Consider the following 22,779-nt stretch of genomic DNA (forward strand, 5'->3'; position numbering starts at 1 on the left):
CCGTTGGTGCCTGGGGGCGTCGACGCTGTGCTGCCGCTACTGGCTGGCGCAGGTCGACGCGGTCGCCGATGTGGTCCCGGCGCCGGCGGCCCTGGGCTGCTCGTCCAGCCAGGGGAGGTCGTGCCCCATGCGGTCGCGCTTGGTGCGCAGATAGCCGACGTTGTGCTCCCCCGCCTGGACCGGCATGGCCTCACGGCCCTCGACCCTGAGGCCGTACCGCACCAGCGCGCTGATCTTGTCGGGGTTGTTGGTCATCAGCCGCAGGCTGCGCACCCCGAGGTCGGCCAGGATCTGGGCACCCGCCGCGTAGTCGCGGGCGTCGGCGGGTAGTCCGAGTTCCAGGTTGGCGTCCAGGGTGTCCCGTCCGCGCTCCTGGAGTTCGTACGCCCGCAGCTTGGACACCAGGCCGATGCCGCGTCCCTCGTGGCCGCGCAGATAGACGACCACACCGCGGCCCGCAGCGGTGACCCGCTCCATGGATGCTTCCAGCTGGGGCCCGCAGTCGCAGCGCAGCGAGTGGAAGATGTCGCCGGTCAGGCACTCGGAGTGGACGCGGACCAGCACGTCCTCACCGTCACCGATGTCACCGTGGACGAGCGCGACGTGCTCCACTCCGTCGACGGTGGAACGGTAGCCGTAGGCCGTGAACGCGCCGTGCGCCGTGGGCAGATTGACCTCGGCCTCGCGGTGCACGGTCGGCTCCGCGCTGCGACGGTAGGCGATCAGGTCCTCGATCGAGATGATCGTCAGACCGTGCTTGCGGGCGAACGGGATCAGCTCGGGCAGCCGCAGCATGGCGCCGTCCTCGCCGGCGATCTCCACGATCGCCCCGGCGGGACGCAGCCCGGCGAGCCTGGCCAGGTCGACGGCCGCCTCGGTGTGGCCGTTGCGGGCGAGCACACCGCCGGGCTTGGCGCGCAGCGGGAAGATATGCCCTGGACGCACGAAGTCTCCCGGCCCGGCCGTGCCGCCGGCCAGCAGCCGGAGCGTGGTGGCGCGGTCGGAGGCGGAGATCCCGGTGCTCACGCCGTGGGCGGCGGAGGCGTCCACGGACACGGTGAAGGCCGTGCTCATGGACTCGGTGTTGTGCTGGACCATCTGGGGCAGTTCGAGCCGCTCCAGTTCGTCGCTCTCCATGGGGGCGCAGATCAGGCCCCGGCACTCGCTCATCATGAAGGCGACGATCTCGGGGGTGGCCTTCTCGGCGGCGATGACGAGGTCCCCCTCGTTCTCGCGGTCCTCGTCGTCCACGACCACGACGGGCCGGCCTGCGGCGATGTCGCGGATGGCCTGTTCGACGGGGTCGAGGCGGAGGTCCTCGTCCATGCCGTCGGCCGGGTTCCAGGTGGGCAGGACACTCATGCTGCCGCTCCTTCCAGTCCTTCGAGGGCAGGAGCGGTGCGGGACCGCTGCCACCAGTCGCGCAGGCCCCACAGGACCAGCACGCCGTAGATCACATAAACGAATCCGGAGAAGACGTAGCCGTTCGCGAAGTTGAGCGGTACGCCGACGAGGTCGACCAGCAGCCAGGCGAACCAGAATTCGACCATTCCGCGAGCCTGGGCGTACATCGCCACGAGCGTGCCGACAAAGATGTACGCGTCGGGCCACGGGTCCCAGGACAGACTGGGATACAGGGTGAAGAGTCCGCCGACGACGAGGGTGCCGAGCAGCGCGGCCCCGGCCATCACCGCCCGCTCCCCCCAGGTCGCGAAGCGGACGGCGATCGCACCGTCCCGCTCCTGCCTGTGGCCCCGGCTCCACTGCCGCCAGCCCCAGACGGCGACGCCCATCACCACGAGCTGCTTGCCCGCGCTCCCGGTGAGGTGGGAGGTGGCGAAGGCGGCGAAGAGGATGAGTCCGGAGGCGAACTGGACGGGCCAGGTCCACACCGAGCGGCGCCAGCCGAGCGCGAGGGCCGTGAGACCGATGAGGTTGCCGGTCATGTCCGACCACTTGATGTGCTGGCCGAAGGCGGTGAACGCCTCGGCGTTCAGCCAGTCCAGGGAGCTCACCGGGCGCTCTCTCCGGTGCCGGGGCCCGCTCCCGTGATCGTGCCCGGGCTCGTACCCGCGTCCGGGCGGGTGCCGAGCAGTCGCTCGACGTACTTGGCGATCACGTCCACTTCGAGATTGACCGGGTCGCCAGGCTGCTTGATGCCGAGCGTGGTCAGCGCGAGGGTGGTGGGGATCAGACTGATGGTGAAGTAGTCGGCACCGGCCTCGACCACGGTGAGGCTGACCCCGTCGACGGTGACGGAGCCCTTCTCCACGACATAGCGCGCGAGTTCCTGCGGCAGGGAGATCCTCACGAGCTCCCAGTTCTCGGAGAGTGTGCGCCGCACGATGGTGCCGGTGCCGTCCACGTGTCCCTGCACGATGTGCCCGCCGAACCTGCCGTCGGCCACCATCGGCCGCTCCAGGTTGACCCGGGCGCCGGCGGTAAGCGCACCCAGACTGGAGCGCTTCAGCGTCTCGGCCATCACATCGGCGGTGAACTCTCCGTCGGCTGTCTCCACGACCGTCAGGCAGACGCCGTTCACGGCGATGGAGTCGCCGTGCTTCGCACCTTCGGTGACCAGGGGGCCGCGGAGGCGGAAGCGGGAGGCGTCGTCGAGTTCCTCGACGTCGGTGACCTCACCCAGCTCTTCGACGATTCCGGTGAACACTCAAGCTCCCTTGGGGACAGTCGCGGTGATCCGCAGATCGGGGCCGATACGGACGGTCTCGGTCATGTCGAGCCGCAACGCTTCGCTGATGGTGGAGATTCCGGCCTCGGCGAGTACCTGGCGGCCGGCACCGAGGAATACGGGCGCGAGGTAGCCGATGACTCGGTCGACCGCTCCCGCGGCGATGAAGGACCCGGCCAGGGTCGGTCCGCCTTCGAGGAGTACGGAGCGGACACCGCGTCCGTACAGCTCGTCGAGCAGGGCACGGACGCCGATACCGGCCTCGTCCGCGCTCAGCCGGGCGATGTCGGCACCGGGCAGATGCCGGGTGTCGGCGTGCTCGCCGGTGACGATCAGGGTGGGCGCGGCGTCGTCCAGCACCCGGGCGGTCGGCCGGACACTCGCGTTGGTGTCGAGCACCACGCGCAGCGGCTGGGTGGCGCCTTCGACACCGCGCACGGCGAGATGGGGGTCGTCGGCGCGCAGGGTTCCGGAGCCGACGACCACCGCGTCGGCCTCGGCACGCAGCCGGTGCACGTCGGCGCGCGACTCGGGCGAGGTGATCCAGCGGCTGGTGCCGTCGGCGGCGGCGCTCCGGCCGTCGAGCGTGGCGGCGTACTTCCACACGACATGGGGCCTGCCGAGGCGCGCGGAGGTGAGCCAGGCGACGTTGCCTTCCTCGGCCTCGTCGCCGAGCAGGCCCTGCTCCACCCCGACGCCCGCGGACCGGAGGGTCCCGGCGCCGCCGGTCGCCTGTGGGTTGGGGTCGGCCACCGCGTACACGACGCGGGCGATCCCGGCCTCGACCAGGGCCTGGGCACAGGGGCCGGTGCGGCCGGTGTGGTTGCAGGGTTCGAGGCTGACGTAGGCGGTGCCGCCCCGGGCGCGTTCGCCCGCCGCGCGCAGGGCGTGGATCTCGGCGTGCGGGCCTCCGGCACGCTGATGGTAGCCCTCGCCCACGGTCGCTCCGGAGGCGTCGGTGATGACACATCCCACGACGGGGTTGGGGCTGGTGGAGCCGAGTGCGCGGGCGGCGAGCTCGATGGCTCGGCGCATGGCGCTGATGTCGGCTGCGGTGGCCACCCGGTCCTCCTGCCTCTTCGGGCACGGACTCCGGGGGCTGTCGTCGATCGAACGACAGAGCAAGCGCACGATGCCCTGGAGGAAACGCCGGGTCGCGGTACCGGTCGCCGCTGAGGACGATCGACCGCAGACGGCCGACGGACCGCAAGGGTCGCCCGCCGCGCACTGCCTCCCATCCGGACTTTCACCGTCGGTCCAGGAATTTCACCTGGTCAACCGGCCGCTGGATGCGGACGGGTCGCGGACTATAACCGCCGGTTCGGAATTACACCGACCCCGGAGTGCGCTGCTGCTGATACAGGGAAAGTGTGCCACGCCGGGCAGTGGACCAAGCGGGTGACGCCCTGTGTCCTGGCTCACAGGGGCGGTCGGGCGAGCATGCGTCCGACGGGCACGGACGCCGGGTACGGCCTTGTTGACCGTACTGGTCTAGTAGATTGTCGCGGCTTAGTTTTGCTGTGTGGTTGGGTAGAGGTGGCGTAGTTTCACGCGTGCGTCGTCGGTGGTGAAGTGCCAGTCGACTTGGCGCTGGTTGCTGTTGGTGTGCTGCTGCCAGGCGGCGAGTTCGGTGTTGAGCACGGTGAGGTCGTCGATGCGGCGGTCCAGGCACTGGCGGGTGAGCGCGGAGAGCTCGATCTCGGCGATGTTGAGCCAGGACCCGTGTTTGGGGGTGTGGTGGATTTCCAGGCGCTGGGCCAGCGCGAAGGCTTTCCCCGGGTCGAACGCCTCGTAGAGCGAGGCGGTGGTGTGGGTGTTGAGGTTGTCCATCACCAGCACGACCGTGGCGGCGTCGGGATAGTCCACGGTCAGCAGGTGTTCGACCTGGTGCGCCCAGTCGACCTTGGTCCGGCGGGGCTGGGCATCCACGCGTCGCCATCCGCGCAGCGGTTCAACCCAGCAGAAGATCGAGCAGGTCCCCGAGCGGACGTACTCGTTGTCCTCGCGGCGGTCACGGCCGGGCCGCGGGGGAAGCGGATCGCGGACGTGGCCGAGCAGCTGGTACGGCTTCTCGTCCATGCACACCACCGGACGCGCCGGGTCATAGGGCCGGGCATAGACGGCCAGCACGTCTTCCATCCGGGCCGCGAACTGCGCGTTCGCTCGTGGCGGGATGGTCCAGCACTTCTTCAGGTGAGGACGCAGTTCCGTTTTTTTAAAACCCGGCCGATCGTGGAGTGGTCCAGGTTCGGGATGTCCTCGATCAGCGCCACGTGCCTCTCCAGCAGGCGCAGCGACCACCGGGCATGGCCCTTGGGCGGTGTCGAGCAGGCCAGCGCGATCAGCCTCGCCTCGACCTCACCGGTCACCGGGGAGGGCACCGGGGGGCAGGCGCGTTCCTTCCGGCCGACCGTGGCCCACACATCGCCGCCGGTCTCCGCGTACCGCTTCGAGACCAGCCGGACCGACTCGCACGACACCCCGACCCGGTCCGCGATCACCGCCCGCGGATCGACCTCGCCGACCGACGTATCCAGCGCGAGCAACACCCGCGCCCGTCTGATCATCGACGCGCTGCGGACTCCCGTCGTGGTCACCCGCACCAACGCCTGACGATCCTCAGCACTCAAGGCAACCGGATACTTCTTTTGTGACGACATGGCACCCCCGCCCGGCCGAAGTGAAGCGACGAGGGGAGACTGCCCGACCGTCAACTCCACCAATCAGAGCCATACTTAGGTGCGACAATCTACTAGTCCTCTTACCCTCTGCGTGGCTCATCGGCCATCGGTGGGACGAGGCTCGGGGAGGACGGCGCAGATGACGAGCGAGGGCGTCGCGTCCGATGGGCTGAGGCTGAGCCGCGCACGCTGGGCCGTGGCCGCCGTGTTCTGCGTGCACGGCGCCGTGACCGGAAGTTTCGCCACCCGTATCCCCTGGGTCCAGGACCACGCCGGGGTGGGCGCCGGGCTGCTGGGGCTGGCCCTCGCGTTCCCGGCGATCGGGGCTTCGCTCGCGATGCCACTCGCCGGAGCCGTCAGTCCCAGCGCCCCGGGCGACGAGGCCCCGCCGCGCTTCGCGCTACCGCCGCGATCCGCGCTGGCCATCGGGGCGATCGGCTTCTGCGGAGTGTTCGCGGACGGGGCGAGCCTCGATTGGTCGGCGGTGCACCTGCGGGACGAGCTCGGTGCGTCAGCCGGTCTCGCCGCCGCCTCCACGACCGCGTTCGCCCTGACCATGGCGGTGGCGCGGCTGATGGGCGACCGGGTCGTGGACCGCTTCGGGGCCGTCCGTACGGTACGGATCGGCGGGGTGCTCGCCACGGCGGGCGGGGTTCTCTGACTCCCCCGCCGCCGACCGTGCCGGGGTGGCTGCTCAGCCCGTCGCGAGGTCATAGGCGTAGTCGGGGGTGAAGCTGCCTGCCGCACCCCGGCAACCGTCGGACTCACCGGGCAGTTTGATCCACAGGAAGGCGTCGATCCGCGCCTGTCCGGTCCGTGTCGTCGGCGCCTGCCCGAGAGCCCGGCCGCCCGGGTCGCACCAGGCGCCGGCCCGGGGTGCGCCGTTGCCGTTGCGGCTGGTGTCGATGACGGCACCGAGCCGCGCGGGGCCACCCAGGGCGTCGAGCACCGCTCTGGCATAGCGCGTCTCATCGGCCGTGCGGTGGAAGTTGGAGACATTGGTGAAGATGCCGTCCCCGCCGGTGGCGGCGCCCGCGGCACGCAGCAGACGCGCCATCGTGGCCGGGGAGTGCCATCCCGAGTGCCCCGCGTCGAAGTAGACCTTCGCGCGTGGGTTGGCTGCCTTGAGGATACGGCTCGCCTTCGCCAGCGCTGCGCTTCGGGCGGCCCTGTCCGCGCTGGACAGGCAGTCGGAGAGGGCGAGCGAGTCGGGTTCGAGCACGACGATGACCGGTGCGGTGCCCAGTCCGTCGGCGAACTCCCCGATCCAGCGCCCGTACGCGTCCAGATCGGGTGCTCCGCCCTGGGAGGCGCCCCCGCAGTCGCGGTCGGGGATGGCGTACGGGACGAGGATCGGTACCCGGCCCAGCGCGGCGGCTCCGGAGGTCACGGCACGCACCTCGCCGGTGATCTCGCCGGGGTTGTGGGCGGCGAACCAGACGGCGGCGGGCCGAGCGGCGATACGGGCCTCGATCAGCGCCCTGCGCGGGTCGCCGCGATGGGCCCGCACCCAGTCGATGACCTGCGAATCCGGGTGCCGGTAGAGCACTCCGCCGCCGGGTTCCGGAAACGGAGCCGGGGCAGCCGACCGCTTCGGGGCGGACTTCGGCACGGCGCTCGGCGAAGCGCTGGGCGCCGGAGGGGACTTCGACGCGGCGGACGGCGCGGGCGAGACGGCCGGGCGCGCGGGCAGCGGTGCCGTGGTGGGTGGCCGTGTCGTCTCGGCCGTGCGGGCCGTGTCCCGGCCGGGGTCCTCCCCTCCCACCGCGGACACCATTCCCATGGCCGTGCCGACGGCTACCACCGCGGCCGCGGTGCCCACCATGATCCCCCGGCGCGCCGCGCGACGGCGTTCCCGCCGCTCCGCACGGCGTCGGGTGCGTACGCCTGCCACCGCCCGTTCCCCCCTCGACCTCTTCCGGCAGCCGCCCGTCATCCGGTCCTTCGCTCGTTCTGGGGAAGCCCGGTCCTGGCGGCACCCGGCCGAGCCTAGGACTGGGACGCTGCCTGCATGGCGCAGACGGAACAGTTCGCAGCACATGCCGAGCTCTCGCGCGGACCCGGTGATCCCTCGATCGGCCCGGTGGTGGAACGGATGCGCGCACTGTCCTGCCACTGGCCGGAGCGGGATGGGGTCGCGGTGTTCAACCGGGTCTATCTGACGGTCAGCGAGGCACTGGGGCGGCGTATCGACCGCGGGGAGTTCCCCGACCGGCGTTCCGCCGTCACGCTGGGCGTTCTCTTCGCCGAGCGCTATCTGGATGCCGTGGAGAAGGCCGCGACGGGAGCCCGGCCACCGGCCTGCTGGCGCCCGCTGTTCCAGTACCGGCGCCATCCCGGTGTACGACCGCTGCAGTTCGCGCTGGCCGGGATCAACGCCCATATCGGGCACGATCTGGCGCTCGCCGTGGTGGACACCTGCCGTACGCTCGGCTGCGAACCGGAGCGCCTGGAGGTGGCGTTCGATCGCGTGGGCGAGATCCTCACACTGCTGGAGGAGCGCATCCGTGAAGATCTGATGCCTGGACCCGATCTGCTGGAGATCGCCGATCCCGTGACTCATCTGCTGGGCTCATGGAGCCTGGAGCGGGCCAGGGACGGAGCATGGTCGGCGGCCCGACTGCTGTGGGGTGTCAGGGGACTCCCGGATCTGGCAGAGGAGTTCACCGAACGGCTGGACTCGGCTGTCGGGCTGGTCGGTCGCTGCCTGCTGACTCCGTGGCCGTGACGCGACGGCGACCCGGCACGCGGGCGTGGAAACGGGGCCGCCGCCGGCCGGGGTGTCCGGTCGGCGGCGGCTCAGGGGGACCGCCCGGGGCCGACCGGGTCACGGTCGGCGGCGGGGGTTCATCCACAGGGGGCACGGCCCCGGGCGGTGGAAGGTTCAGTCCTCCGGCAGTTCCACCGGAGCGATCCCGTCGAATACGTCGCCGGGTCCGGGGTTGGTGGCGTCCGTGGCGCCGCCGAAGTGGTGCATCACGCCCCACACCGCGTTGAGCGCCGTCTGCACCGCGCCCTCGGCCCAGCCGGCCGTCCACGAGATGTCGTCACCCGCCAGGAAGATGCCGCGCTTGTCGGCGGGCAGCCGGTCCTGCATGAAGTGGGTGAACAGCCGCCGCTGGTAGCGGTAGTGGCCCGGCAGGTTGGCCTTGAACGCGCCCATGAAGTAGGGCTCGTTCTCCCAGGACACGGTCACCGGATTGCCGATGATGTGCTTGCGGATGTCGACGTTCGGGTAGATCTCGCCGAGCGACTTGAGCATGACCTCCATACGCTCGTTCGCGGGGAGCGGCAGCCACTTGAGGCTGTCGTCGCACCACGTGTACGAGAGGCAGATGACGGCCGGCTTGTCGGGGCCGTCGTCCAGCAGGTAGGTACCGCGGGTCATCCGGTCGGTGAGCGTCATCGACATGACATCGCGGCCGGTGCTCTCGTCCTTGTCCAGCCAGAACGGCCGGTCGACCGGGACGAACAGCTTGGATGACTCCATGTAGTGGGTCCGCTCCATCGCCGTCCAGTGGTCGATGGGGAAGAGCGAGTCATCGCAGTCGATCTTTGACAGCAGCATCCAGGACTGCGCGGTGAAGATCGCCGCCTGGTAGCTGCGGATGTCGCCGGAGGAGTCGGTGACGACGATCCGGTTGCCCGCGACACGGTGCAGTCGGGTCACGGCAGGGCGCGGGTCGCCCTCGTGCAGCGACTTCAGGGAGGTGCCCAGCGGCCAGTGCGTGATCTTCCGGGGCTCGCGGTCCCAGAGGCGCAGCGGCAGCTGCTGGGAGCCGCCGACGATGCCGCGGTGGTGGTCGTCGGCCTCGGTGTAGACGACCCGCAGGATCTCCAGGATGGAGTTGGGGAAGTCGGTGTCCCAGCCGCCGGTGCCGAAGCCGACCTGTCCGAAGATCTCACGGTGACGGAAGGACTTGAACGCATCGGAGTCGCAGAGGAAGCCGTAGAACGTCTGGTTGTCGAGCTTCTCGACCAGCTTCGCCCAGATCTCGCGGATGCGCGGCACATCGCGCTCGCGCATGGCGCGGTTCATGTCGGAGAAGTCGGCGCCCTCCTCCAGGCAGGCGTTCCACGCGTTCATGACGTCGCGGTAGACCTGCGGGAGGTCGTCGATCGTCTCCGCGTAGTGGGACTCGCCCTTGAGGTCGACGACGGTCGACGGGGTCGCCTCGGCCAGCGGGTTGGGGAACGGCTGGGTCTTCAGGCCGACCAGGTCGATGTAGTGCTGGAGCGCTGTGGAGGAGGGCGGGAAGCGCATGGCGCCCATCTCGGCGGTGAGCTCCTCGCCGCCCTGGGCGGCGACACCGTCGAAACCGACCGTGCGCAGCCGTCCGCCGATCTGGTCCGCCTCGTAGACGACCGGCTTGAGCCCCATCTTCATCAGCTCGTACGCGGCGATGATGCCGGAGAGCCCGCCGCCGATGACCGCGACCTCGGCGCCGTGCTCGGTCGCCGGTATCTGACCGAGACCCGCCGGGTGGGCGAGGAAGTCGTCGTACGCGTAGGGGAAGTCCGGCCCGAACATGGTGATGGGCGGCCGGGCCTCGGAGTGCGGGACGGCAGTGGGCACCGTGGACGTCATGAGGTGTTGCTCCTGGTGTGGCGGGGGCGGGGCGGCAGGTCTCAGCGGGTGAGCGACCCGTACAGGCCGGGGTGGCGGTCGCTCAGATACGGGTTGGCCGCCCGGGATGCGGCGAGGAAGTCCGGGTCGGCGTCGGCGAGCACCAGTTCGTCGCCGTGGCCGGCGCGGGTCCGGGCGATTCCGTCGGGCCCGGCCAGGCAGCTCAGCCCGGCGAAGTCGAACTCGCCCTCGGGGCCGGTGCGGTTGGCGTACGCGATGTACAGCTGGCTTTCGAAGGCGCGGACCGGGAGCAGATTCTCGGCGACGAACCGGAAGGGGTTCATCAGCGCGGTCGGCACGAGCAGCAGCTCGGTCCCGGCGAGCGCGTGGGCCCGAACGTTCTCGGGGAACTCGACGTCGTAGCAGATCAGCAGGCCGACACGGAGGCCGCCGAGCTCGGCCTGGACGACCGGCTCGTCACCGGCCGTGAACCACTCCTGCTCGAAGCAGCCGAAGAGATGGGTCTTGCGGTAGTTCGCGAGGCGGGCGCCGTCGGGGCCGATCAGCTGCGCCGCGTTGTAGACCTGCTCGCCGTCGCGCTCCGGATAGCCGTAGACGACGGCGATCCCGTGGCGGCGGGCGATCCCGGCGACCGCCTGGGCGGATGCGCCGTCGGCGGTCTCCGCGAGGCGGTGGATGCCGTCGCCGATGGCGTAGCCGGTGAGGAACATCTCGGGGCTGACCAGCAGCCCGGCGCCGGAGGCCGCGGCGGCTGCGGCATGGGCGTCGAGGATCTCGAGGTTCTTCGCGATGTCGCCGGGAGTTCCGGAGCTCTGGAGCAGGGCGGTGCGCAGCGGCGGCATGGACGACCTTCGGAGACGGTTGGACCGGGTGTCGTGACGACTGTCGGGGCGACGTCAAAACGGTACGTTCCGGCGCTCTGCCCGGACAAGGCGCCACCGTTGCGTTCCGAGTGTCGATCCGTTGCGCACATGACCCGTCCCGCGACGATTCGTTGCGCACGGGCTCATCCGCCGGATGTACCGGTCTCCCCGCCGGTCGGCGGAGGCGGCCGGGCGAAGGTGAAGGTGGACTGTCTGGTGACCGGGGGCAAGGTGGCGCTGGTGACGGGAGTCGTCACCGCCAGCGACGCCCCCTTCAAGGGCAAGCGGGTCGGCGTCACCGTCCACGACCAGGGGAGGAACGACCGTCTGGGCTTTTCCTGGATCGGGGACGGCGATGCCGCGGATGTGCCCAGGTGCCTCAGCTCGGCACCGTTCGAGACCGTCGGAAGGGGCACCGGTGACTTCACGGTCGTGCCGTGGCATCCGGAGTAACCCGCGGAGCTGGGCCTTCCCCGGCGGCGTGCGATCAGCCGGGCGAGCCGGACGAGAACCGCCTGAGCAGCGGGGACAGGACGAGCACGGACTTGGTTCGCTCGACGAACGGCTCGCCCGCGATCCGCTCCAGCACGCGCTCGAAGTGGCGCATGTCGGAGGCGAAGACCTGGACGATCGCGTCCGCCTCGCCGGTGACGGTGGAGGCGGACGCGACTTCCGGGTAGCGCTCGAGACCGCGCTGGATGGTCTCGGGCGAAGTGTTGCCGCGTGCGTAGATCTCGATGAAGCCCTCGGTCTCCCAGCCGAGCGCTGCCGGGTCCACTCGGACCGTGAATCCGGTGATGGCGCCATCGGCCCGGAGCCTGTCCACGCGCCGCTTGACGGCGGGCGCGGACAGGCCGACCAGCGAACCGATGTCGGCGTAGGAACGGCGGGCGTCCTCGGCGAGGGCGTGGACGATGCGTTCGTCGAGATCGTTCAGTCGCACGGGGGGTGGATCACTTCTCTGCTGTAGCCAACCGGGATCGGCGAAGGCCGTACACGAAGTAGAACACGAGCCCGGCGACCATCCAGCCACCGAACCACAGCCAGGTGATACCGGGCAGGTTGTACATCATGTACGCGCAGAAGAGGAAGCCCAGGATCGGGGTGACCGGGAAGAGCATCACCTTGAAGGTGCGGTTCATCTCGGGACGCGTGTAGCGCAGGATGATCACAGCCACGTTGACCAGGGCGAAAGCGAAGAGCGTGCCGATGCTGGTGGCATTGGCGAGCTGGCCGAGCGGAATGAACGCGGCGAGCGCACCGCAGAACACCGAGACGATCGCGGTGTTGGCGCGCGGGGCGCCGGTCTTGGCGTCGACCTTGGCGAGCACCTTGGGTGCCAGACCGTCGCGGGCCATCGCGAACAGGATGCGGGTCTGTCCGTACAGCACGGCGAAGACCACGCTGGCGATGGCCACGACCGCGCCCGCGGCGAGCACGATGCCCCAGAAGCTCTGGCCGGTGACGTCCTTCATGATCTGGGCGAGCGCCGCGTCGGTGCCCTCGAAGTCCTGCCACGGCATGGCGCCGACGGCGACCAGGGCGACGAGGCAGTAGAGCACCGTCACGATCAGCAGCGAGAGCATGATCGCGCGTGGCAGGTCCCTCTTGGGGTTCTTCGCCTCCTCACCCGCGGTGGAGGCGGCGTCGAAGCCGATGTACGAGAAGAACAAGGTGGCCGCGGCAGCGCTGATGCCGGTGACGCCCAGTGGGGCGAGCGGGGCGTAGTTGCCCGCCTTGATACCCATGAAGCCGATGCCGATGAAGAGCAGCAGCGTGACGATCTTCACGCCGACCATGATCGAGTTGATGCGGGCGCTCTCCTTGGCGCCGCCCATCAGGAACGCCATGGCGAGCAGCACCACGATCAGCGCGGGCAGGTTGACGAAACCTCCCTCGCCGATGGGCGCGGAGATCGAGCCGGGGATCGTGACGCCCATCGTGCCGTCGAGCAGCTCGTTGAGGTACTCGCCCCAGCCGACCGCGACGGCGGCGACCGAGACGCCGTACTCCAGGACCAGGCACCAGCCACAGATCCAGGCGACGAGTTCGCCCATGGTGGCGTAGGCGTACGAGTACGAAGAGCCCGACACCGGTATGGAGCCGGCGAGCTCGGCGTACGAGAGCGCCGAGAAGAGGGCGGTCAGACCGGCGAGGACGAACGAGATCGCGACGGCGGGCCCGGCCAGCGGGGTGGCCTCGCCGAGGACGACGAAGATGCCGGTACCGAGCGTGGCACCGATGCTGATCATGGTCAGCTGCCACATGGTGAGCGAGCGGCGGAGGCTTCCGCCCTCACCTTGGCCGCCCTCGGCGACCAGTGTCTCCACGGGCTTGCGCCGCATGAGACGGGCGCCGAGTCCGGGCTTGGGCCCCGTCGCGCCCTGCTGAGGGGTGACGGGCGGCGCTGTGCCGTGGTCCAACACTGGGGAGGCTCCTTATCGCTGCCTGACGAGCAGCGGCGACCACGGCATGCCCTCGCGAGTCCACGTCGTTCACCGGATTCGCTCAGGTGAACGCGGGCAGGGCTGGGGCCCTGATCGGGGGGATCGCCGAGCAGACGGTCCCCGCCAAACTCCACGTACAGCCTGCGACCTTACGAGGTGAGCGTTCCGAACGGAAATGCACGAGCTTTGCGCATATGCGAATGATCATTGCGTGATCGGATGGCTCGCGGAGGAACGTTGCGCGGGCACGCAAAGGCCTTCCGAAAACCGCTCGCGGCGGCCGTGTGCGCCGGAGTGGTCGGCTCGACGGCCTGTCCGCGCCCGCCGTGGAACGGAGCCCGACACCGGGCGTCGGTGCCTCCTCGCCGCCTACCGCTGACGGCCCTGCTGACCCGCCTACCGCGCTGCCGACGACGCCGTCACGGCACCACGTACCAGCGGCTCAGAGCTCCCGCAGCCGGTCGACGATCTCCCGCAGCAGTGTCGGGTCGTGCCGGTCACGCGGGACCGAAGGCGCCGAGACACGCACGAGTCCCGCCTCGACCAGGTCGGCGAGCAGCACCCGCACGACGGTGAGCGGCAGATCGGCGTCGGCAGCGACCTCGGCGACCGGGCGCTGCCCCCGGCGCACCAGATCGAGCAGCGAGGTGCGGGCGTGGTCGAGCGCGGACACCGGCCCGTCATCATCCTGCTCGACGGCCGCGACCTGCGACATCATGTCGATGTGGTGCTCTGCGGCAGGACGCGTCCGACCCCGGGTGACGGTATAGGGGCGCACCATCGACCCGGTCTCGTCCTCGTACCAGTGGTCACTCACAGGATCAGGCGTCGGTGGCCTCGGGCAGAGCCCGCGCGGGCACGGCCATATGCCGGCCCACCCGCCTGACCAGCAGGGTCATCTCGTGGGCCAGCTGGCCGACGTCGGTCTCGATGTCGGAGAGCACGGCGAGGCGGCTCCCGTCACCGGCCGGCGTGACGAACAGATAGGCGTCATCGAGCATGACCATGGTCTGCCTCACCTTGCCCGCCCCGAAACGGTCCCCCGTCTCCTTCGCCAGGCTGTGGAAGCCGGCGCAGACGGCGGACAGATGCTCGATGTCACGCTTGGGCATCCCACGGGACGCGCAGGTGACCAGCCCGTCCGAGGTCAGCAGCACGGCCTGGCGGACGTGGTCGGTCCTGGCCACCAACTCGTCCAGCAGCCAGCCGAGATCGCCCGCAGGGGTCTGCGCACCCGGCTCGTGCTCCACGCCGTTCCTGGGGTCAATCATCCTGACCCGTCCCTTCGTCGCTCGTACTCTTCCGCCCGGCCGGGTCGGCCTTGCGGCCCCGGTCGAGCCCTCGCTGAAATGCCCCGAAGATGGCCCGCATCTCCTCCGCGCTGACTTCCTTGGCGGGCTCCCGCCGTACGACTTCGGCCGGTGCCTCCCGCAAGGGAGCGGCGAGCGACGCCTGCCGCACCCGTTTGGGCAGTGGCCGGGGACCGTTGGCGTCAACGCCGTCCGGGGCAGCCGGAACCGGCGCCTCGGCGGATTCAGCGGACGATACGCCGCTCTCCTGCCCCGGGTGCCAGGCAAGGGGCTCCACGCGGTCGTGCGTGTCCTGATCCACGGGGGTGCGCGGCCCGGCAACGGGGGTGCGCGACCCGCCGATCGTCCGCTCGTCCACACCACCGGCCGAGTCCCGTTCCGGTGCCGAGTGCTCAGCGTCGGGCCGCTCCGGGGACGGGGCGGTGTCGGTGACCGCCCGCAGGACGGCGGTGGGTGTGTCGTCCGTGGCGGCGGCCGCAGCCTGGACCTGGCGCCCCCGTGTCGGCAGGGCGCGGACCACCGCCCCCGCCGAGGACTCGGGCTCCGGGGGCGTGAGGGGTGCCGCCGGCGCCGCGGGCTCGACCGGGGACATGATCGTGTTCGGCAGCAGGACGACCGCGGTGGTGCCACCGTACGGTGAGCGCGTGAGGGTCACCGTGATGCCGTGGCGGGCGGCGAGCCTGCCGACGACGTAGAGGCCGAGGCGCTCGTCCAGCACGGGATCGAAGTCGCCCGGCCGCGCCAACGTACGGTGGGCCTGGTCGAACTCGTCGCGGTCCATACCGAGGCCGCGGTCGTCGATCTCGAGCACGAATCCGTTGCGGGCTTCGCCCGTTCGCATCGTCACCTGGGTGTGCGGTGGGGAGAACACGGTCGCGTTCTCGACCAGTTCGGCGACGAGGTGCACCACGTCGGCCACGGCCTCCGACGCGACCCCCACCGGTGGCATCGGCGGTATGACGACGCGTGTGTAGTCCTCGATCTCCCCCACCGCCGCAGACACCACGTCGGCCAGTGGCACCGGCCGCCGCCAGCGTCGGCCCGGAGCCGCACCCGAGAGGATGATCAGGCCCTCGGCATGCCGCCGCATACGGGTGGTCAGGTGGTCGATGCGGAACAGGTCCTCAAGCGTGTCCGGGTCGGTGGTACGCCGTTCGAGCGTGTCGACCAGCTTCGACTGCCGGTGCACCAGCGCCTGGTTGCGGCGGGCGATGTTCAGCAGTACCGCGAACATCCCGCGCCTGAGCGTGGCCTGCTTCACCGCGGCCTCCACGGCCGCTCTGCGGGCGGTGTTGAGCGCGTACCCGACCTGGGCGATCTCGTCCGGCTCGTCCTTGTCGTCCCCGAAGCGAATCGGTGGCGCCACCTCGGCGGCATCCACCTCGTCTCCCGCCGCGAGCCGCTCCATGACCTCCGGAAGCTGACGTGCCGCCAGCACATCGGCCGCGTCCCGCAGCTCTTCGAGCCGACCCGCGATACGCCGGCCGGCGGACACCGAGAGCCAGATCGAGATCACGACGGCGATGAGTCCGACACCACCGACCACACCGGCTTTCACCATCTCGCGGTAGGCGAAGTCACGTCCGCGGTCCGCCGCGTTGAGCGCCGATTCCGTGCATGTCCGCATGTAGCGCTTGACCGCCCGGTCGGTCGTCGTCCGCCAGGAGTTCGCGGCGATGGCCTTGCTCACGCCGGACGCTCCGGCTCTCAGCAGGGCGTTCTCGCCCGCCACCAGAGAGCGGTATTCACTGCTCCGCTCGAACTCCCCGAAGAGCGCCGCCGAGTCGGCCGGGAGATCCCCGACATAGGTCCGGTGGAAGACCCTGCGGTCCTCGATCGTGGCAGTCAGCACGTCGTACTGGGCGTCGCTGAGCCGGCCCGCGGCCCGCGCCCCGGCCACCAGTGCGTCCTCACGTGAGACGAACTCCCGCACCCGCACCAGTTCCACCACGACCTGGGCCTCCCGGGCGAGCTGCCCGGCCTGGAGCGCGGTGAGCGTGGACTGGACGTCGAAGGTCGGTTCGACGATCCCGGTGTACGCGTCGACGGCTCCGCTCCAGGAGAGCGAGCGGTCCAGCACCTGCCGGCGCAGCCCGTCGAGCTGCTCGGTGGCCTTGTCCATCGCGTCCAGCGACTCCTGCTGCCGCGCCGACAGGTCCTCGCGGCGCTCCTCATTCCGGATCGCCTCGCGCATCGTCCGTACGGCCCGGTCGGTGGACTGCTGCTGGGCGAGGTACGCGGTGGTGCCGGCCTCGTCGGCGTCGTCTTCGGCGGCGCCCAGATAGCCGGCCGCAAGCCTGCGCTCGATCTGGATCTGTCCGACCGCCGTGTCCACGGGGGTGCCGAAGCTCTCGTAGACCGCCTGGAGGCGGATCAGCGCCCGCAGATCGCCGGTCACGGACACCATCGCGAAAGTCCAGAGCGTCATCAGCGCGATGATCGGCAACACGGTGAGGGACACGATCCGGCCACGGATCGTGGAACGGCGCAATCGCCGGCGCATGAACTCCCCAGAGCGTTCGTAACTGCGTTTCGTAACTCACTGACCAGCGGCTATTACCGACGGGTAGGGGCTGTCAAGCTACGCGATGTCGAACCTGACACGCAATGCTTCCTCCCGGTAACCCTCGTGAACGCGTCGGTTCCGTGTGTATGGACACCGCGTCAGAGCTCAGCCAAGGTGCGCGAAAGGGCAGACACGGGCAGGGATTACCCGAACCGGACTTCACGACTCACGCATCCGAGGATCGAAGACAGCCATGACGCCCCCTGTGCCGCCCGAGCCGCAACCCGAGCCGACGTCCGCGATGGCGGCGCCCTGTGCGCAGGCGGCCGACCGACCGCCGGACGACACGTCCCACGGCGACTGGCTCGCTCCCGGCCCGTTCCTGCGTGGAGTCGCCTGGCGGGACGGCGCACGGGCGGTGCGCGCCGATCCGGCGGACCTGGCCCGACTGCCATGGGACACCCGCGAGCGGGCGGCGCTGCCCATCGGAGTACGGCTGGAGTTCACCGCTCCGGGCGGGGCGAGGGCGGTACGCATCCGGTACCGCGCACGCGTGCCGGACGCGACGGACGCGCTGCGCGAACTGGCCCACTGCTTCTCGCTCTGGCACGGTGACCGCTGTCTGTACGAATCGTTCACCGAGCCCACAGAGGAAGCCACCCTCACGTTGGAACTCCCCCCGGGAGAAGGGCCGTTCACCATCCATCCGCCGGAGTCCCAGGCGCCCGTGATCCTGGGGCTGCGGGGAGTCGACGGCGTGGTGGCGCCTGCACCCGCACGGCCCCGCTGGGTCGTCCACGGCGACTCCATCACGGAGGGCTGGTGGTCGACCCGCCCGGCCCACTCCTGGCCCGCGATCACCGGGCGGGCTCTCGGCCTCGACACCGTCAACCTCGGTTACGCGGGCTGCGCCCGGGGAGAGCTGCCCACCGCCGAGCAGCTCGCCCGACTTCCGGCCGAGCTGCTCACCCTCGCGTTCGGCACCAACTGCTGGTCTCGCACCCCGCACACCGCTGCGCTGATGTACGAGACGGTCAGGGCCTTCGTCGCCCTGGTACGCCGGGGTCATCCGAACACCCCACTGCTGTTGCTCTCCCCCTTGCTGCGCCCGGAGGCCGAGTCGACGCCCAACGCCGTCGGCGCGACCCTCACTCAGCTCCGCACGGCGATGGAGTCGGCGGTCCACGACCTCATGGCGGAGGGCGACCGGCGCCTCATGCTGCTACCCGGCAGGCGGCTGCTGACGGACCGGCATCTGGTCGACGGTCTGCACCCGAACGACAGCGGTCACGCGTTGATCGCCGCCGCGGTCGGGCGCGCGCTGCGCACGGCGGGGTTCGCCGGCCCCTCGGTCAGACCGGCGGCATGACGCGAGGCAGGCACGGACCCGGCGGAGCGGTGACGGCTCGGAAGACACGGTTCCCGTCCCGGGGGACGTCGCCCGTACCCTCCTGACAGGAGGAGGATCGCCCGTACCCTTCGGTGGAGGCGGTGCCGGTCGCCTTCGGCCGGGCGTGCCGGGGAGGCCACGTCCGGTCGAACCCGGCAGAACCTGGCTCCCTGCCTCCGTCATCGGCCGGCGGAACGTCGTGCGGGTGGCGAGGCGTTGGCCGACCCACAGCAAGCAGGTACTGGCCGATGGCGCCCCGGGGCGCGGCCTGTCCGGATCCTGACCCGCACGCTCGAAACGCGGATCAGGGCTGCTTCACGGCCGGCGACGGCAGGGGCGAGGATGGTCGTCAGCCGGACATCTCCGTCCGGCGCCTTCCGTGTACTCGAAACCTGTTCTAGTTTGCCAGGCATGTGCATGACGTGGACACGTCGAACACTGGTCGGCTTGGGCCTCGCGACCGCGTCGGCACCGGGTGGGCCGCCCGGCGCACAGGCTCACAGGGTCACGACGCGGGGGCTTCCCCCTGATGCCGATCATCGTGTACACGCTCGGAGGCATCGGACTGGTCATCAGCTGAGCGGAGAGGCCGGCGAAAGCCCGCCCGTCACGAATCCCGCCGGGGCATCCGCCGTCGCCCTCGGACGGGCCGAACCATTCGACGCCATCCAGGAGGTAGGCGTGAGACCCGTACTCCCATTCACGCGCACCCGGCGGTTCACCACCATGGCATGGGTCGCCGCAGTGCTCGTCGGGGCAACCGCCGTCGCCGCTCCCGCGCCCCGGGCCGACGCCGCGGTCAGCAGCGCCGCCCTGCCCGCGACCGACACCGGCAGGGTTCTGGTGATCGGCCTGGACGGGGCGAATCTCGACCGGATCAAGGCCGCCGACGCCCCCAATCTGCACTCCCTCATGTCACAGGGGATGACCGCACCGAGCACCCTTCCCACCGTACCCATGGCCCTCACGTCCTCCGGTCCCGGCTGGTCCACGGTCGCCACGGGTGTATGGCCGGACAAGCACAAGGTGTGGGGCAACCTCTTCCTCATCGCGGACTTCGACACCCACCCGGACTTCCTGACCCGCATCGAGCGCTCCCGTCCCGACCTCGCCACCTATGCCGCCGCGGGCTGGGAACCCCTGGCTTCGTCGCGCAAGGGCGGCCCCGTGTTCTCCTCCGCCGTCGACAAGCGGCTGAGCCTCGACGGCTCGGCCAACGGCAACCGCACCGAGGACGGCAAGGTCGCCGTCGCAGCGGCCGAGGAGTTACACAGGGGCGATCCCGACGCCGCTTTCGTCTACTTCGGTGAGATCGACTCGGCCGGCCACGGCCACGGAGCCGCAACCACGCAGTACCTGGACGCCATAGCCAGGACCGACCGGAACGTCGGGATGCTGCTGGGCGCCGTCACCACCCGGCCGAATTACTCCGAGGAGAACTGGCAGATCCTGGTCACCACGGATCACGGTCACACCGACAAGGGCGGTCACGGCGGGTTCACCCTCAAGGAGCGAGGCACCTTCGTCATCGCCACGGGCCCCGGCATCCCCCCGGGCTCGGTGCGGCACGACGTCCGGCAGGTCGACGTCGCCGCCACGGCACTTTCGCATGTGGGCGTGGCAGCCGACGGCCTCGACGGACGGCCGCTGGGCACTGCGGACTGGGACGCGTTCGACACCGTGCGCCCCCTGTTGCGCACCCGCGTCGACGACCGGGGTGTTCCGGCGGGGACGCTGGGATTCACCCATACTCCCCCCGACGGTTGGCGGGTCGACAACTCCGCCATGGCCGGGGGCGGTGTGGCGGAATGGCGCGGATGGACGTTCACCACGGACGAGTTCTGGTCACAGACGCAGTGGGGCCAGTACCGGGAGACGAACGTCCGCTCCCGCGACGTCTTCGCCGTCGCCGATTCCGACGAGTGGGCCGACCGTTCCACGGAAGGCTCCTTCGACTCCACCCTCATCAGTCCTAGTTGGGCCACGACCGGCGGGGCAGCGCTCACCCTGAGCTACCGGTCGCACTACCGCCACTGGCCCGGCCAGCGGGCCGAGGTCCGGGTCTCCTTCGACGGGGGGCCCTGGACGACGGTCAGGAGCCATACGCGCACCGCTCTGGCCTCCGGCGAATCTATGCACATCGACGTGCCCACGAGCGCCACCGACATCCGGGTGGGCTTCCGCTACCGCGGAAGCAACGACTGGTATTGGGCGGTGGACGACGTTCGCGTCGGCCCGGCGCGCTGAACCGTTCCGTCGGATGGTCCGGCCCCGTCGAGGCGGGGCCGGACCGGGCGCGGTCAGGCGATGAAGTCCCGCACCTTCGTGTAGTTCCCGTGGTCGTCGTTCATGCTGTTGTGGGACTTGCAGCCCACCGACGTGTTGGCCGCGCCGCTCAGTTTCGCCGACTCGTCCGGGTTGATGGCGGCGTCGCATGTGGACCAGAGGGTGGCGTAGTTGACTGCACCCGGGGTTTCGTCGTCGGCGTTGAGGCTCTTCAGGAAGCTGCTCCCGATGACCATTTCCTTGCACGAGGTGTAGAAGGAGCAGAAGAACGTGACGTCCGTCCCGTGGTTCACTCCGGCGACCGAGACGAAGTCGTCGACGTACGAGGTTCCGCCGTGGAACTTGAGGTACCAGCGAGAGCTCAGCGCACCCATCGAATGGACGACGATGTCGACCTTCTCGGCATTCGTGGCGGCGCGTATCTGCTGCACCTTCACCGCCAGCTGCGACGCCGTGGTCTTGTTGGACTGCTTCCAGTCATAGGACCAGGTGTGCAACTCCGATGCCGCGTACCCGTCCGCCTTGAACTTGCCGACCCAGTCGTTCCAGGTGCTGGCCGAGCTGCTGAGGCCGTGCACGAACAGGACCGGGTTACGCGTCGCCGCATGTGCGGGGGGTGCGGCGACGAGTGGTGCCAGAACCGCAGCGGTGGCTGCGGCGAGCATTGCGGTGCGTCTCATGTGTGACTCCGATGTCTGGCCATCCTGGCCCGCGTTGGGCCTCGGGCATGGGGGGGGAGATGAAGTCACCGGCCGGTGGCACCGGGGAATCTGACACAGCATCACCAGCTACCGCAAGGTAACTGCACGGGTCTTTTCGCCCTGGAGGCAAACGCGGTTCCCGGGCGACGACAGCCCGGGGAGCCGGTCAGGCACCGATCACGCCTGGTGGTGCCGACGACGCAGCTCCCGCGGGCTGGTCCCGAAACGCTGCCGGAAGGCGGTGCTCAGCGCGCTCGCCGAGGAGAAGCCCATGGCGCACGCGAGTTCACTGATCGTCATGTGCGCGTATTCCGCGCGCTGGAGGCGGTCGCGTACCCCGCGCAGGCGCTCCTCGCGGATCACCTCGCGCGGCGTGGTCCCGGCCCGCTGGAGGGCCAGTTGGATCTGGCGGAGCGACCAGCCGAGCGCTCGCGCCATGGACGCCCCCGTGAGACCCGGATCGGCGGCATGGTCCCGCGCGTAGCGACGGACCACAGCCTCGACCTCGGCCAGGTGACCGGGAACGTCAGGGCGGTCGTCACCGGCGACGAGCATGCACAGCAGCTCGACCGCACGGTCCGTGACGGCGTTGAACTGCGCGGCGTCGAGGTGCGTGCGCTCGTCGTACAGGCCGACCACCATGCCGTGCAGGACGCGTCCCAGACCGGTGGACAAGTCCACTCCGGTCGACAGGGGGGACTTCCGGTTGAGCGGGCCGTCGATCTCGCAGGCTGGTATGGACAGGATGACGCCCCTCAACATCGAGCCGTGCCGCAGCGCGAAGGGGGCGTCCAACGGCATCAGTCTTCCCGAGCCCGGGCTCAGCCGGATCTGCCGGTCGTCCTGCCGAAGCGTCATTTCTCCCTCGACCGGGAACACGAAGCGGTAGTCCGGAGCGGGTGCCTGGCGTACCAGCCGAGGCGTCCTGACGTACTCGACACGATCGCTTCGCCAGGTGATGAGGTCATAGGTGTCGCTGCGCTGGCTCGTCATCTCGCCGTCGAAGCAGTCCGGTCGGGCATAGCGGAAATCCAGCCGGGTGTGGTGGAAGCCGACCTGCTCGCTCCATGAGTCGGCCCGCTCCCGCGGCTCGACATGCGCCGTCGTCTGTTCGACCAGACTGTACGTAATCCCACGCAAAGCACCCCTCCGCCGTCACGCGTCCCTGCCGTACCGAAGGCCGATCCGACGGTCCAGCGGCCATCCGCGCGGGCATCGTAGTGCAGACGGCCGCACCGGGTCCCCCCGGTGACCATGCTGCGGACGGCGGGGACGAACCGTGGCCGACCGACAGCCTCGGAGGACCTCTGCGCCTGAC

19 protein-coding genes, 2 pseudogenes and 1 riboswitch are annotated in these 22,779 nt (G+C 70.2%); of the genes and pseudogenes, 5 read left to right on the forward strand and 16 right to left on the reverse strand.

The window, feature by feature from the left end; all coding sequences use genetic code 11:
• Window positions 1–36: 36 nt before the first annotated feature.
• From V1460_RS22365 to V1460_RS22390, 6 genes are all read right to left on the reverse strand, one after another.
• The gene (locus V1460_RS22365) at window positions 37–1,362 is read right to left on the reverse strand and encodes a bifunctional 3,4-dihydroxy-2-butanone-4-phosphate synthase/GTP cyclohydrolase II (protein ID WP_338675406.1); all 1,326 of its coding nucleotides are present in this window, start codon (window positions 1,360–1,362) and stop codon (window positions 37–39) included.
• Window positions 1,359–2,006 (reverse strand): nicotinamide mononucleotide transporter family protein, encoded by a 648-nt coding sequence (locus tag V1460_RS22370; RefSeq protein WP_338678152.1) that lies wholly within the window; start codon window positions 2,004–2,006, stop codon window positions 1,359–1,361. Before V1460_RS22370 ends, V1460_RS22365 begins: the two co-directional genes overlap by 4 nt.
• A gap of 5 nt (window positions 2,007–2,011) precedes the next feature.
• Window positions 2,012–2,668: a riboflavin synthase gene (locus tag V1460_RS22375; RefSeq protein ID WP_338675407.1), complete on the reverse strand. Its 657-nt coding sequence runs from the start codon at window positions 2,666–2,668 to the stop codon at window positions 2,012–2,014.
• Entirely contained in the window at window positions 2,669–3,751 is a 1,083-nt protein-coding gene (ribD, locus tag V1460_RS22380; RefSeq protein ID WP_338675408.1) for a bifunctional diaminohydroxyphosphoribosylaminopyrimidine deaminase/5-amino-6-(5-phosphoribosylamino)uracil reductase RibD, read from the reverse strand. It lies immediately after the preceding gene.
• A gap of 158 nt (window positions 3,752–3,909) precedes the next feature.
• A riboswitch (FMN riboswitch) is annotated at window positions 3,910–4,040 on the reverse strand.
• A gap of 158 nt (window positions 4,041–4,198) precedes the next feature.
• Window positions 4,199–4,990: an IS630 family transposase gene (locus V1460_RS22385; RefSeq protein ID WP_338672555.1), complete on the reverse strand. Its 792-nt coding sequence runs from the start codon at window positions 4,988–4,990 to the stop codon at window positions 4,199–4,201.
• Window positions 4,879–5,319: a helix-turn-helix domain-containing protein gene (locus V1460_RS22390; RefSeq protein ID WP_198602818.1), complete on the reverse strand. Its 441-nt coding sequence runs from the start codon at window positions 5,317–5,319 to the stop codon at window positions 4,879–4,881. Before V1460_RS22390 ends, V1460_RS22385 begins: the two co-directional genes overlap by 112 nt.
• Before the next feature lie 190 nt (window positions 5,320–5,509).
• Between V1460_RS22390 and V1460_RS22395 the strand changes: the two are divergent.
• Window positions 5,510–6,028 (forward strand): annotated as a pseudogene (locus tag V1460_RS22395) (MFS transporter); the annotation flags it as partial.
• Between the two features lie 36 nt (window positions 6,029–6,064).
• On the opposite strand, the gene V1460_RS22400 reads toward V1460_RS22395, so the two are convergent.
• Window positions 6,065–7,264 (reverse strand): glycoside hydrolase family 6 protein, encoded by a 1,200-nt coding sequence (locus V1460_RS22400; RefSeq protein WP_338675409.1) that lies wholly within the window; start codon window positions 7,262–7,264, stop codon window positions 6,065–6,067.
• Window positions 7,265–7,381: 117 nt separating this feature from the next.
• Between V1460_RS22400 and V1460_RS22405 the strand changes: the two genes are divergently transcribed.
• The gene (locus V1460_RS22405) at window positions 7,382–8,098 is read left to right on the forward strand and encodes a DUF5995 family protein (protein ID WP_338675410.1); all 717 of its coding nucleotides are present in this window, start codon (window positions 7,382–7,384) and stop codon (window positions 8,096–8,098) included.
• Window positions 8,099–8,254: 156 nt separating this feature from the next.
• Here V1460_RS22405 and V1460_RS22410 read toward each other — a convergent pair whose 3' ends face one another.
• Both V1460_RS22410 and V1460_RS22415 read right to left on the reverse strand, forming a co-directional pair.
• The gene (locus V1460_RS22410) at window positions 8,255–9,958 is read right to left on the reverse strand and encodes an NAD(P)/FAD-dependent oxidoreductase (RefSeq protein WP_338675411.1); all 1,704 of its coding nucleotides are present in this window, start codon (window positions 9,956–9,958) and stop codon (window positions 8,255–8,257) included.
• 41 nt (window positions 9,959–9,999) lie between these two features.
• On the reverse strand, window positions 10,000–10,800 hold the full coding sequence (locus V1460_RS22415; protein WP_338675412.1) for a carbon-nitrogen hydrolase family protein: 801 nt from the start codon (window positions 10,798–10,800) through the stop codon (window positions 10,000–10,002).
• 198 nt (window positions 10,801–10,998) lie between these two features.
• Between V1460_RS22415 and V1460_RS22420 the strand changes: the two are divergent.
• Window positions 10,999–11,274: pseudogene (locus V1460_RS22420) on the forward strand (Repetin); the annotation flags it as partial.
• 34 nt (window positions 11,275–11,308) lie between these two features.
• Here the strand turns inward: V1460_RS22420 and V1460_RS22425 are convergent.
• The 5 genes from V1460_RS22425 to V1460_RS22445 form a co-directional block, all read right to left on the reverse strand.
• Window positions 11,309–11,764: an Lrp/AsnC family transcriptional regulator gene (locus V1460_RS22425; protein ID WP_338675413.1), complete on the reverse strand. Its 456-nt coding sequence runs from the start codon at window positions 11,762–11,764 to the stop codon at window positions 11,309–11,311.
• A 10-nt stretch (window positions 11,765–11,774) separates the two neighbouring features.
• Window positions 11,775–13,247 (reverse strand): amino acid permease, encoded by a 1,473-nt coding sequence (locus tag V1460_RS22430; RefSeq protein ID WP_407077509.1) that lies wholly within the window; start codon window positions 13,245–13,247, stop codon window positions 11,775–11,777.
• A gap of 463 nt (window positions 13,248–13,710) precedes the next feature.
• Window positions 13,711–14,085: a DUF742 domain-containing protein gene (locus V1460_RS22435; RefSeq protein ID WP_338675415.1), complete on the reverse strand. Its 375-nt coding sequence runs from the start codon at window positions 14,083–14,085 to the stop codon at window positions 13,711–13,713.
• 4 nt (window positions 14,086–14,089) lie between these two features.
• Window positions 14,090–14,539 (reverse strand): roadblock/LC7 domain-containing protein, encoded by a 450-nt coding sequence (locus V1460_RS22440; RefSeq protein WP_338675416.1) that lies wholly within the window; start codon window positions 14,537–14,539, stop codon window positions 14,090–14,092.
• The gene (locus V1460_RS22445; protein WP_338675417.1) at window positions 14,532–17,081 is read right to left on the reverse strand and encodes an ATP-binding protein; all 2,550 of its coding nucleotides are present in this window, start codon (window positions 17,079–17,081) and stop codon (window positions 14,532–14,534) included. The genes V1460_RS22440 and V1460_RS22445 overlap by 8 nt, the downstream gene beginning before the upstream one ends.
• 256 nt (window positions 17,082–17,337) lie before the next feature.
• On the opposite strand from V1460_RS22445, the gene V1460_RS22450 reads away from it, so the two are divergent.
• Both V1460_RS22450 and V1460_RS22455 read left to right on the forward strand, forming a co-directional pair.
• Window positions 17,338–18,453 carry a GDSL-type esterase/lipase family protein gene (locus tag V1460_RS22450; RefSeq protein ID WP_407077510.1) on the forward strand — a complete coding sequence of 372 codons (1,116 nt, stop codon included), beginning with the start codon at window positions 17,338–17,340 and terminating at the stop codon, window positions 18,451–18,453.
• Between the two features lie 702 nt (window positions 18,454–19,155).
• Window positions 19,156–20,721: an alkaline phosphatase family protein gene (locus V1460_RS22455; protein ID WP_338675418.1), complete on the forward strand. Its 1,566-nt coding sequence runs from the start codon at window positions 19,156–19,158 to the stop codon at window positions 20,719–20,721.
• A 53-nt stretch (window positions 20,722–20,774) separates the two neighbouring features.
• On the opposite strand, the gene V1460_RS22460 is transcribed toward V1460_RS22455, so the two are convergent.
• Complete coding sequence (locus V1460_RS22460) at window positions 20,775–21,440, reverse strand: alpha/beta fold hydrolase (RefSeq protein WP_338675419.1); 666 nt, start codon at window positions 21,438–21,440, stop codon at window positions 20,775–20,777.
• Window positions 21,441–21,638: 198 nt separating this feature from the next.
• A complete protein-coding gene (locus tag V1460_RS22465) occupies window positions 21,639–22,580 on the reverse strand; it encodes a helix-turn-helix domain-containing protein (RefSeq protein ID WP_407077632.1) in 942 nt (313 codons plus the stop codon).
• Window positions 22,581–22,779: the final 199 nt, after the last annotated feature.

Origin of the sequence: Streptomyces sp. SCSIO 30461 (genome assembly GCF_037023745.1) — a bacterium.
Classification (GTDB): Bacteria; Actinomycetota; Actinomycetes; order Streptomycetales; family Streptomycetaceae; genus Streptomyces.